9 protein-coding genes and 1 pseudogene are annotated in these 11,429 nt (G+C 52.5%); 4 read left to right on the forward strand and 6 right to left on the reverse strand.

Translation table 11 applies throughout. The annotated features are described in order from the left end of the window. Nucleotides 1–77 precede the first annotated feature (77 nt). From P0Y67_RS02770 to P0Y67_RS02780, 3 genes and pseudogenes are all read left to right on the forward strand, one after another. A complete protein-coding gene (locus tag P0Y67_RS02770) occupies nucleotides 78–953 on the forward strand; it encodes a mechanosensitive ion channel family protein (RefSeq protein WP_337114554.1) in 876 nt (291 codons plus the stop codon). A 324-nt stretch (nucleotides 954–1,277) separates the two neighbouring features. After that, on the forward strand, nucleotides 1,278–1,820 hold the full coding sequence (locus P0Y67_RS02775) for a GNAT family N-acetyltransferase (protein ID WP_342390656.1): 543 nt from the start codon (nucleotides 1,278–1,280) through the stop codon (nucleotides 1,818–1,820). Between the two features lie 24 nt (nucleotides 1,821–1,844). Further along, nucleotides 1,845–2,209, forward strand: a pseudogene (locus P0Y67_RS02780) (GFA family protein). 262 nt (nucleotides 2,210–2,471) lie between these two features. Here P0Y67_RS02780 and P0Y67_RS02785 read toward each other — a convergent pair. The 5 genes from P0Y67_RS02785 to P0Y67_RS02805 all read right to left on the reverse strand — a co-directional run bounded on the left by P0Y67_RS02785 (nucleotide 2,472) and on the right by P0Y67_RS02805 (nucleotide 9,953). Beyond that, nucleotides 2,472–4,439 (reverse strand): cyanophycinase, encoded by a 1,968-nt coding sequence (locus tag P0Y67_RS02785; protein ID WP_342390657.1) that lies wholly within the window; start codon nucleotides 4,437–4,439, stop codon nucleotides 2,472–2,474. Nucleotides 4,440–4,557: 118 nt separating this feature from the next. Next, nucleotides 4,558–6,033 (reverse strand): YfcC family protein, encoded by a 1,476-nt coding sequence (locus P0Y67_RS02790; RefSeq protein WP_342390658.1) that lies wholly within the window; start codon nucleotides 6,031–6,033, stop codon nucleotides 4,558–4,560. Between the two features lie 33 nt (nucleotides 6,034–6,066). Next, complete coding sequence (gene iadA / locus P0Y67_RS02795; protein ID WP_342390659.1) at nucleotides 6,067–7,200, reverse strand: beta-aspartyl-peptidase; 1,134 nt, start codon at nucleotides 7,198–7,200, stop codon at nucleotides 6,067–6,069. A gap of 137 nt (nucleotides 7,201–7,337) precedes the next feature. After that, nucleotides 7,338–7,472: a hypothetical protein gene (locus P0Y67_RS02800; RefSeq protein ID WP_276324933.1), complete on the reverse strand. Its 135-nt coding sequence runs from the start codon at nucleotides 7,470–7,472 to the stop codon at nucleotides 7,338–7,340. A 264-nt stretch (nucleotides 7,473–7,736) separates the two neighbouring features. Further along, on the reverse strand, nucleotides 7,737–9,953 hold the full coding sequence (locus tag P0Y67_RS02805) for a methyl-accepting chemotaxis protein (RefSeq protein WP_342390660.1): 2,217 nt from the start codon (nucleotides 9,951–9,953) through the stop codon (nucleotides 7,737–7,739). A gap of 291 nt (nucleotides 9,954–10,244) precedes the next feature. Between P0Y67_RS02805 and P0Y67_RS02810 the strand changes: the two genes are divergently transcribed. After that, on the forward strand, nucleotides 10,245–10,424 hold the full coding sequence (locus tag P0Y67_RS02810; RefSeq protein WP_027253170.1) for a hypothetical protein: 180 nt from the start codon (nucleotides 10,245–10,247) through the stop codon (nucleotides 10,422–10,424). Nucleotides 10,425–10,467: 43 nt separating this feature from the next. Here P0Y67_RS02810 and P0Y67_RS02815 read toward each other — a convergent pair whose 3' ends face one another. Continuing rightward, a complete protein-coding gene (locus P0Y67_RS02815; protein ID WP_342390661.1) occupies nucleotides 10,468–11,379 on the reverse strand; it encodes a D-alanine--D-alanine ligase in 912 nt (303 codons plus the stop codon). Nucleotides 11,380–11,429 lie beyond the last annotated feature (50 nt).

Raw genomic sequence — 11,429 nt, forward strand, 5'->3', positions numbered from 1 at the left:
ATTGTGTGCTGTCAGCTGCTGTGCGTGACACGACAATCGACTAAACAGGTTGAATGCTAATTATGTGGATCCCCTTACTGGACAATCTAGAGCAAGTAGTAACCTACTTTTTAACACATAAGTTGTTGTTAAGTTTGTGTCTTATTCTGCTTGTGATCTTACTTCGCCGGATAACAATTACCCGGATTCGTGGTGAGGCCAATTTTCTCAGTGAAGATCAGCGAAAATGGATCTCGCGCACCAAAAATGGTGCCTTCACTTTATTGTTACTGACGCTTTTTCTGTTATGGGAATCGGAAATCAGCAAGTTTGCCCTGTCGCTGACCGCTATCGCGGTGGCCCTGGTGGTGGCATCGAAAGAGATCATTCTCTGTATGACCGGCTCTCTGCAGCGCGCCAGTTCCCGTTCGTTCCGCATCGGCGACTGGATTGAAGTGGGACCCGTCTGCGGCGAGGTGATCGAGCATAATCTGATGGCCTCTGTGATTCAGGAAATTGCTCTGCAGCAAGGCCAGTACCATTACACAGGAAAAACCATTACCTTGCCGAACAGTATGTTTTTCACTGTGGCGGTCAAGAACCTGAATTTCATGAAACGTTACGTTTATCATGGCTTTACTGTGACGATAAAAGAAACGGTGAACCTCTATCCTATGGTGCCTGTGCTGCTGGACAAGATTGACGAGCATATCGCCGACTTTATCGATATCGCCCGGCGTTATAACCATATGATAGAACGTCATGCCGGGGTCGATTTACCCGGTTCGGATCCGCATATTCATATCACGACCACAGCGACGGGCGAGCAGCAGGTGCACTTTAAGCTGTTTTGTCCGACGGTGCAGGCGGCTGAACTGGAGGCAAAAATCCGGGAAGACTTTATGACCCTGTACTGCGAACAATATTTGCCTGTTGCCGCCAAAACCGTTGAGCTGGAATACCAATCAGCCTGATCTGCATCGGATCATTTCCAATATGCACGCATAATATAAAAGCAGCGCCCTGAGGCGCTGCTTTGCTTTGGCACAAACTGATTTTTTTGAACACAACACAGTTCGGGTGGTGAATGATCACCGCGATGAATAAAGCAAGTTGCAGGCCAGAATGTGCTCAGTTTCAAGTCTTTGAAAGTTAACGCAAGAAAAAGGCTTAACTCGGAGTTTCGGTCTGGCAATTGCATTTTGCAGTTGCTTCTTGCAACCCCACTCAGGATTTGCAATTTGAAAAGGCACAAGGCATTGTGCTACCGGATGTATAAGTATTGAAGGATGACATTGATGTTCAGTCAGACCGTTGATCAGGATATCGAACTGGTTCTGGTTCAGACGTCTTTCGCAGCCCGTTATGTCGAGCTGGTGAATGCGCATTATGATTATTTGTCTCAGTGGCTGGCCTGGCCGCCACACTGTAATACCGAGGCGGATTTCACCGATTTTATCCGTCGCTCGTTGCATGATTACGCAGAGGGAAAATCCCTGGTGTGCAGTATTTTTTTCCAGGGACAACTGGTCGGCAACTGCAGCTTTAATACCATAGATAACAGCCTGAAAACGGTCGATATCGGATATTGGCTGGCGGCCGATTTTCAGGGACAGGGCATTATTACCCGGGTATGCCGTCATCTTTGCCGCCTGGCGTTTGACCATTTTGCGATGGAAAAAGTGGTCATTTCAGCCGCGGTTGACAATACGGCGAGCAGAGCGGTCGCAGAACGTCTGGGCATGACGCTGGAAGGGGTGATCACCCGTAGTGAGAATCTGAACGGTCGTATTCTTGACCATGCGATTTATGCCCTCCATCGTGATTCAGCACATTCATGATTGTAAGGAGAGATAATGAGTGAAGTGACTTACCCCATTCACGGCGCTTGCCAGTGTGGTGGCGTGACCTATACCTTGCTTGCCCCACCCAGCATGGTGGTTGCCTGCCATTGCAAAGAATGCCAGAAACTCTCGACCAGTGCGTTCAGTATTACCGCGATGGTAAACGCTCAGGATGTGGTGTTCGAGGGAGTCATGGCTGACTGGTCCCGACCTGCGGCAACCGTATCTACCACTTTAATCCCGAACAACCGGATGCCATTAAACTCAAACCCAGTAATCTGAGCGACACCCGCGTGATTCAGCCCACCGCGCATGTCTGGGTCAGTGAAAAGCAGGACTGGTTCTCCATTCCGGATGGCGTGAAGCAATTTGCCAGGCAGCCGTAAACTCTGACAATGCAGGCGGCCACACTAAAGGGCGCACTTAGCCTGAATAAATCGGGGCTAAGTGCGTTTTATATCGCTTTGGCGCGCTTTACCGGTCATGTGAAAGAGACGACTGAACAGTATCATGACCATCAGGGCATGTATGGTCAGCCTTCGCCGCAAGGCAATCAAATACTGGGTTCGCAATAGCAAACCAAAGCTCATCATGAGTGATATGAAAAGGGGCCGGTAAAGCCCCTTTGGGCTATCTGTATTTGTGAAATTATTGCGGGGTAATCGACGTCATCACCGACTGGTAAGAGGCTTTGCCATGATAAACGGCCCCCACCGTATTACTGCTGCGCTCGAAATCCAGAATGAATTCGGGGTTATATTCATAGCTGTAACCCACAGCAGATTTCACCTGAGTCTGAATCATGTCATCCAGTAAAGTCCGGTAATGATCCTGATACAGGATGTCGTTATCTGTGATTGTCCGGTTCTTCTTGTAACCGGTATACAGGGCGGCATCCGGATTGAAACTGAGGGTGTAAGTTTCAGTGGCCGGATACCAGGTGAAGGTGTCACCGGCATTGAGATAATGCGTGGTGACATCGCGAATCCAGAAAGGGGTTTCCTGTACCAGACTGGCGGTTGCGTTATCTGCAATATAAACCCCGTTTTGACCAACGACAGACATGGACACCGGTGCGTCCGGCGTCAAAGCCTGGCTGACCACCAGTGCGGTTGTTTCATCCACCCCAAAGCCAAAGCGGACGTCCTGCTGATGGGCCAGTTTGATCAGCCGGGTCTGACGTGCACGCTCGGAGAAGTGCGTATCTGTCACGCCCCAGTTGAAGACCCCCAGCCCGCCTTCGGCATTCATCAGATGGGCCGGGTAGCCAGACGTCAGTACATCATAAGCCGTACCGCCATCAATCATAGGGTTGATGGCATCATTTGGCGTCAGCCTGCCGCCGCCCTGAACTGCCGCGCCGGCACTGGTTCCGCCAATCACCAGTGCTCCCTGCTCGAAGCGGCTCCGGATGGCAGCCATTTCCGGGCTGTCGGTTCCGTTGCTGATCAGGCTTTCCAGCGTGCGTAACTGACTGCCGCCATTAATAAACAGACCATCTGCAGACTGGATCATCGACAGCACGGTTTCCGGATTGTCACAGGCGGCCTGCGCCTGACTGGCATAGTCGGCAAAATAGATATCCTGGTGCGGTTTTCCGGCCAGAACATCGTGTGTGAGCTGCAGATCGTCACACTGGTTTTGATCGACACTCTGGCGGTAGGCCCGATCAACCGGGAACCAGGTGACGGTCGCCCCCGCCTGTTCAAATAACTGAACATAATAATCTGCAACGTCATAGTGATTATTGGAAGAGGAAGTCATCACCAGGATGTGGGGCTGACCACTTTGGCCGGAAGCTGTTTTTGCCATCTCGACAAATGTGTTGTAGGCCGTGACAGAGTCGCTGCTCAGGGAATCATTCAGGGCCACATATTCCACCGGACGGGTGTATTGAGGCAGATTACGGAACAGGCGCAGCACCCTGAACTGGTCTTCAATGCTGAGGTTATTGTAGGTGCTGCCAATGGCGGTAATGAAATCGATATAAGTAAAGCTGGTATTTTCCGGCAAGGTCGCGAGTGCATTGAGCAGTCCGGTGTTTCCAGCAAAGGCTTCTGCCGCTGCATGATCACGGCTGGCAGTACGGGTATAAGTGATCAGCCCGTCATCCTTTTTCAGGTAGGCCAGGGCATCCCATTGATCTGAACTGGCGTCGTACCACAGATACTCACCGTCGATCTGTGTGTCATTGACGGTGACATTGATGTCAGAGGTCGTCAGTGCCAGCATGGCGGCTTTAAAGTCATCCCAGGACGGGATGGGCTGGCTGTTATACTGAAGCTGAAGGGCATGCAGAGCGTTTGAAATCGCCTGTTGCATTTGAGGATCCGCGGCCCAGGGAGCGGCATTGATCACGCGCTCAATGTAAGCGTCGGATGTGGCGACCGGTTCTTCTGTGGGGGTACGTATCTCAGCATCGGTCAGGTTGGCCAGTGCAGATTGCCGGTAACTGTCCCAGTCAGCACATTCTGCCTGGGTCATTGACGAGCAGACCACTAAATGTCCGCCGCCCAGAAAGAGCTGCTTTGCCGGGGCCGATTCAGCCTGACAGCCGGGGGAGAGGGTCAGCGCAATGCCGGCCGTCAGTGTCGAGAGATTGAAAAGCGTTTTCATTATATTGCCTCCATTGAGACCTCTCCGGTGATACCGGAGGACAACGTCCGTATTGATTGAATGTCGTAAGATCAGGCTGCCAGCCCTTTTAGTTGGGTGGGGCTGGCAGCCTGCAGGGTTAAGCGGCGAAGTACAGCATGACGCACGAACTGAGCAGGACTGCCCCGATATAAGGCATGACCCATTTCAGGAAGCGGCCGTAGGGGATGTTGGCCATGGCCAGGCCGGCCACCACAGTGGCGGCTGTGGGTGCAAACAGATTGATCCAGCCGGAGCCGAGCTGATACGCGGTGACCACTATGTCCCGGCTGACTCCGGCGAAGTCGCTCATGGGTCCCATCAGCGGCATAGAAACGGTCGCCAGGCCGGAGCTGGACGGAATGAAAAAGGCCAGAATAATGTGTGCCAGATAACTCACCACGGCAAATACGCCACTGTCTAAACCGACCACCAGGTGCTCAGCCCAGCTCAGAATGGTGTCAGTGATGTTGGCGTTGTTCATGATGACATTGATGCCTTTGGCCACTGCAATCACCAGCGCCACACCTATCATGTCACGGCAGCCTGCAATGAATGCACTCACGAATTTCGCTTCCGGCATGCGGTTGATCAGGCCAATGAGCATGGCGGCAGTCAGGTAGATGACAGAGATTTCTTTCAGCCACCAGTTCAGCGCTGGCACAAACGTGACCCCGATATCTTCCCAGGGAATCACGCTGTAGATCATCAGCGCAAAGGCGCCGAAAAACACCGCCATGGTCAGTTTGTGGCGCGTGGTGAATGCCAGGGCGGCAGGTGCCTGAGAAAACTGATCATCAAAGTCGATATCGTGCAGCAGGGAAGCCCTGGGATCGGCTTTGACTTTCGCGGCATAGCGCATAATGAAAGCACTGGTGATCACATACAGCACCACAAAGGTCAGCAACCGGAACAGTATGCCGTCACCCAGCTGAATGTCAGCAAAGCGGGAGGCAACACCGGTCGCAAACGGGTTCACCGTACTGGTTGCAACACCTATCCCGCTGCCGAGCAGGATGATGCCTGCGACGACCATTCGGTCGTAACCGGCAGCAATGAAAAAAGGCAGCAGGATGACCCATAAACTCACAGTTTCTTCGCTCATCCCATAAGTACTGCCGCCAACGGCCAGTATGAAAATAAGCAAAGGGATCAGCCATTGTTCTTTGCCTGCAAACCGCTTGGACAAAGAAGCAATGCTGGCATCCATCGCGCCGGTTTTGATCGTGACATTCAAAAAGCCACCAATCATCAGGACAAACAGGATAATTGAGCTGGCATCGGCAAAGCCTGCCAGCGGTGCCGCCAGAATATCTGACAGCCCCTGCGGATGACTTTCAAGTTCAGTAAAGGAACCGGGCACTGGCAGTAAACGTTCCCCGCCGCTGTAATCAGCCACGTCTGCCGCTTTCACCAGTGTCTTTGAATCACTGGTGAGATAGTCATATTTTCCTGCCGGCAGCAGCCAGGTCAGCAGCGCGACGGCTATCGTGATAAAGAAGAGGAGCGTATAGACAGTCGGCATTTTCCATTTGCGCTTGCCAGCTCCGGTGGTTGATTGCATTTCCATATCCATGGTGATTTCCCTCATTTTGATTGGACATGACGGTTAAATTCTTGGAACGCCCTGGCTCCAGACTTGTTTGATTTGCATGTTGTCAGGTTGGATCAGTACCAGATCGGCATCGAAGCCCGGCCTGATGTATCCCTTACGGTGAAACCCGAGCGCATTGGCCGGGGTGGAAGTAATACATTGAATGGCTAAGTCAAACGGCACCCCGTACCGGGTGACGGCTAATTGAACGGCCTCATACAGCGAAGCGATCCGACCGGTGTCCACGCCTATGGTGTTGCCATCGGCATCGAATCTCGGCAGGCTGGCGTTGGCATCTGAGCTGAAGCTGATCCGCTCAACCGGCACGCCGGCCTGTAATGCCTTGGCCAGTGCCTCGGAACAGAAAACCTCGCCGTCATCCAGCAGGCCCTGATTGGTACTGGTGGTGATGTCGATGAAACCGCCGGCTCTGGCATAGCGGATGCCAGCAGTAAACAGCGCCGGATTACGGTTGATGTGGGTGGGAATAAACAGGGAGTAAGGCAGTTCCGTTTTCTCAATGAGATCGTCAAGCAGAGTTAACTGATCGGGATGATCACCGATATGGCAAAACACCACGCCTTTTTTGCCGGCCAGGTTGGCACTGGTCCGAACCTGACGGGCAATGGCGTAGAGATCATCAAATCGGATCACTGAACCACGCAGATCAGACAAGGCCAGTTCTCCGATGCCGATAATTTCCGGGATGTACAACAGATCGGTTGCAACACTGCCGGTGAGTGTTGTTGGTGGCAGGTGGTAAGAACCGGTATAGAAGTAACTATCTATGCCTTTTGCCGACAGTTCGCGACATTTACCCAGTAAATTAGGTAAATTTCGCGTGATCGCGTCGGTCCCCAGCGCAGAAACGGCTGTGGTGACGCCGTTTCTGAGCATTTCATCGGCTTGAATTTCTGGCGTGCGGTTGATGAAACCCCCTTCGCCGCCGCCGCCCACTGAATGCACGAGTCCGTCGATGAACCCTGGGGCAAGCCACATGCCCTGGCCGTTAATCACATCAGCCATGTCACTGGGAATGGCGGGTAAAGTGTCGGAAACTGAATGGATACGGTTGCCACAGATCACCAGGTGGCAAATACCCTGATCTTCAGGCGCAAAAAGCCTGACGTTTTGAATAATACGTAACATAAAACACCACAAACTGAATGGAGTAAGTTCAGGTTCAGGCGTGCGGAATCACATCGACAATCCGATGAAATCAGATCACCTTGCTGTGCTTGAAGCAGGCCGGAAGCTGAATGGGAAAATTCAGAAGCGTGGGGGTTTTATTCGTTACACCATTCACTCAGCGCAGTACGGCTAAGTTTGTAGTAGCTGAACAGTAGGGTAGGCGCATGGGCAGAAACCGTGTTCAGAACACAAGGGGCAGCGTCGAATTGTTGATCAATTTGCAAAGCCATTTGATGTCTCTGAAGGATACACGGTTGAATTTATCGTAATGCGCTATTCAGATAGTGCAAGCAGTAAGTTGGTTGAGGATCAGAACTCATTGTGGTTTAAATGCCACAAAAGTGATTAAAAATTCATATCTGTCGGGTTTTTTTGTCGTTTTCCGGTTGAATAGGCAAAATGATGGTTGTGATATTTTTGTTAATTATTTTGAGTGCTCTCACACTTGGTAGGGTGTGAGAGCATCAGGAGAGGTATGACAGAGGTGGCAGCGCTTACACCTTGAAGTGACCGGCCATTTTTTCCAGTTGAGCAGAGAGGGTGGACAGCTCTTCGCTGCTGGCTGATATCTGTTCAACCGCACTGCTGGTGTCGCGCGACATAATATAAATATTGTTGATATTATTGCTGATTTCTTCTGACACCGCGGATTGCTGCTCAGAGGCTGCCGCGATCTGAGCGGTCATGTCTGCGATATGCTCCACCGATTTCACCACTTGCTGAAGGCGCTGAGTGGCATTGGTGGCCTGTTCAGAGACGCTGTAGGTGTGATCAATGCTTCTGGTCATCACATCGCTGACCTCACGGCCGTGGTTGAGCAGGGTTTCCAGCATGGTGGCGGTGTCGCTGGTGGCATCCTGAGTGTGTTGCGCCAGATGACGCACTTCTTCGGCGACAACGGCAAAACCACGCCCGTGATCGCCTGCCCGGGCGGCTTCTATCGCGGCATTGAGGGCAAGCAGGTTGGTCTGCTCAGCAATGTTGCGTATGGTGTCCAGCACCTTAGTGATCTCATCTGAGCTTTGGCGCAGCAGGCCCAGTTTATCGTTGGCTTCACGCATGTCACTGGACATTTCATTCAGCCTTTTAGTGCTTTGCATAAGCAAGCCAGCGCAATCTGTCACCTGGGTATTGGCCTCGTTACTGACAGTGGCGACTGTTGCGATATTGCCTGAGATATCTTTGGCTGTGGCACTCATCTGATCAATAGCCACTGTCAGTTGTGTGGTTTCCTGCTCCTGCCGCGATACTGTCTCTGCCGTCTGCACCGCACTGGCGGCTAATGCCTCCGCTTCACTGCGCTGCTGACCGGCTGCGATTTTCAGTTGATGGATGATCTCGCTCAGTTTGCCGGACATGGTTTTCATCGAGGCATACACCCCGGTCGCTGGTTTGTCGTCATTCATGTCCAGACGCAGATTGCCGTCGGCAATGGCACTGGCAATGTGTTCCATGTGCTCAGGCTCTCCGCCTATCGGTCTGGTAATGCTGCGGCTGATCAGCAGGGCGGCAGGAATGATCAGTGCCAGCATAGCCAGGATAACGAAAAAACCGCTGATGTTGAGCTGGCTGATGGCGGCCAGCGCTTCAGCCTGGTCGATCTCTGCAACGATAACCCAGCGAATGGCCCCGAGCTGAACCGGCGCAAACGCCGATAGCACGGCGTTGCCTTTATAGTCGCTGATGGCATCAATATTGGTTTCACCCGCCAGGGCGCGGCGCACGGCTTCGGTATCAATACTGCCTTTGTCTGGATGCAGGAAAGAAGCATGTACTGAGTGGTTAACGGGATCGATATAGGAGTTGGAACGCATCAGCTTGTCCGGCCCGACAAGGTAAGTTTCCCCGCTGTCACCCAGTCCGGCCCGCACGCCCATGATGGCCGTCAGGCGATCGATCGGAAACTGAATGACCAGTACGCCAGCCAGACTTGATCCCTGATAAACCGGGGCCGCGATGAAACCGGCCGGAGAGTGGTAAGAGGGCAGATAGAGACTGAAATCAATCAGCGCGGTCTGGCCTTTCTCCAGTGCCATCCCAGCCTGGAAAGCGTGACTGAGCAAGCTGGCACTGAAAGGGCCGTTATTCAGCGAGGTCGCAAAATCCACTTCCTTGTAGACGCTGTACACTACCTGTGTCGTTTGTGCATCGATCAGAAAGAGATCGTAATAGCCTGAGGTGTCAATCAGCTCCCGAAAGAAGGGGTGATAGGCCGCATGGGCCTGATCGTAGGCTGAATCACCGCTTTTATCGAGCCGTTGCTTCTCACCCAAAGGATAGGGACTGTTCGCCAGGTAGCTGGCCTGCAGTGAAATCGCTGCAGGAGCAAGCTGACTGAATAGCGAGTCCGCCGATACCTGAAGATCCGGTGCGTTAGCCTTCAGCTTGGGGATGAACTGCTCGGTGTAAAACTGTTTGACCTGGCGACGCGCAGTCTCATTGACCGGCGGCAGTTCAGCGATTCCCTGGCGCAAAGCCTCCAGTGCCTGCGCGGTGAACGGGTTGTTGGCTTCAAGGGTAATTTGCTGATTGAGGGCGGAAAAGTAACGCTCTACCGCGTCCAGTTTCACTTCGCGTAATGATTCCAGCTGGTTATAGGCCTGCAGTTTTAGCGAGTCTCCGGCCTGATAGGTGGCAATGATCATCATAGCCAGTGCCGGAACCAGTCCTGACAGGAGCAAAGCGGTGAGTATTTTTTGCTGCAGTTTCATGGTTTGCCTCGTAGAAGCGACGCTGCTGTAATTCGAAATTAGTTCACGTTTTGTACGACGACGTCAGTTAAACGCGATCAAGCGTGCGTTTTGTGATGTGAATCAAGTGTAATAATGTGAGTGTTGAATAAGCGCATTCAGGAAGGGGCACGGATGAATAATCAGGACAATCGTCCCAAAAATAAATGAATCTGCAGTCGGCCCCGGTGGTGAGCAGGCGATTCTTTTTCTGATCGATAAGATTCCGTCGCCCTAACTAGCAGTAATGAACTTAGTCAGGAGACTGTTTTGATGGCAAAAGTGACAACGCTGAGCGCAGAAGAGAAGCAAAATCTGGTTAATGAACTGAAACAGCTCATTGCGCTGCGCATGGGAAAATCGGTCAGTGTGACGCATCAGTACAATGATGAACAGGGCTTAGTGGTAGCCTTTGCTGTCGAAGGACAACGCTGTATGGAAGTGGCCTTTTAGCCGCCAGTTGCCCGTGCTGATACTGCGACGGGCCGCTGACAGATTACACAGGATCAAAAGTGGCCAGCGCCAGAATCTGCTCGATAGTCCGGGTAAAGTCGAGACCGATTTCGCGGCTGGCCATCGGAAAGACGCTGCGCTGGGTCATACCCGGTGAGGTATTCATTTCAATGGGGTAGATCTTACCGTCGTCGCCGAGAATCACATCCAGCCGGCCCCAGCCGCGGCATCCTAACGCCTGAAAAGCCGACAGTGAAAGTTGCTGAATAGTCCGCTCTGCCTCGGTGTTAAGATCGCTGGGACAATGGTAGGTCGCGGTCTGGGCACCGAATTTGGCTGTCCAGTCAAAGAAAGTGTCAGAGCGAATTTGCACCACAGGCAGTGCGGTGTCACCCAAAATACCGCAGGTGTATTCCCGGCCGGAGATGAAAGCCTCAAGCAGGATATCGTGGTTATAGTCAAAGGCCTGCATTACTGCGGCCTCCAGCTGAGCAGAGGATTCCACTTTCGATACCCCGATACTGCAACCCTGAGAGCTGGGTTTGACGACCAAAGGGTAGCCCAGGGCATCGGCTGCCGACTGAATCTCTTGCAGCGACTGCTGGCGATGAACGGCGACCCAATTGGCATAGTGAAAACCGTGCTGGGCCAATATCTGGCGTGTGCGCAGCTTATTGAGACACAGTGCCGAGGTGGCCAGGCCACTGCCGGTATAAGGGATCTTCAGCCAGTCCAGCAATCCCTGAATATGGCCGCTTTCACCCAGGCTGCCATGCAGGGCAATAAAGACTTTGTCGACCGACTGCAATGCCTCCAGGGTACTGTGCAGGCTGGAGGGATCGATCGCTATCACCTCATGCCCTAATTCACCAATGGCTTCGCAGACGGCCTGGCCAGAGCGCAGTGATACACTCCGCTCGCTCGATTCCCCGCCCATTAATACACCTACACGCATAATCAATCCCTTCCATAAGTCCGTAAGCTCATATAGTAACGAATTCGGCA

Origin of the sequence: Photobacterium sp. SP02, assembly GCF_038519165.1 — a bacterium.
GTDB classification, from domain to species: domain Bacteria; phylum Pseudomonadota; class Gammaproteobacteria; order Enterobacterales; family Vibrionaceae; genus Photobacterium; species Photobacterium halotolerans.

Excerpts from the sequence above, each read along its gene's own strand:
- P0Y67_RS02800 (WP_276324933.1), bottom strand. The coding sequence starts at position 7,472 with ATGGCTTTGCAAATTGATCAACAATTCGACGCTGCCCCTTGTGTTCTG.
- P0Y67_RS02805 (WP_342390660.1), bottom strand. The coding sequence starts at position 9,953 with ATGAAACTGCAGCAAAAAATACTCACCGCTTTGCTCCTGTCAGGACTG.
- P0Y67_RS02775 (WP_342390656.1), top strand. The coding sequence starts at position 1,278 with ATGTTCAGTCAGACCGTTGATCAGGATATCGAACTGGTTCTGGTTCAG.
- P0Y67_RS02810 (WP_027253170.1), top strand. The coding sequence starts at position 10,245 with ATGGCAAAAGTGACAACGCTGAGCGCAGAAGAGAAGCAAAATCTGGTT.
- iadA (WP_342390659.1), bottom strand. The coding sequence starts at position 7,200 with ATGTTACGTATTATTCAAAACGTCAGGCTTTTTGCGCCTGAAGATCAG.
- P0Y67_RS02790 (WP_342390658.1), bottom strand. The coding sequence starts at position 6,033 with ATGGATATGGAAATGCAATCAACCACCGGAGCTGGCAAGCGCAAATGG.
- P0Y67_RS02815 (WP_342390661.1), bottom strand. The coding sequence starts at position 11,379 with ATGCGTGTAGGTGTATTAATGGGCGGGGAATCGAGCGAGCGGAGTGTA.
- P0Y67_RS02785 (WP_342390657.1), bottom strand. The coding sequence starts at position 4,439 with ATGAAAACGCTTTTCAATCTCTCGACACTGACGGCCGGCATTGCGCTG.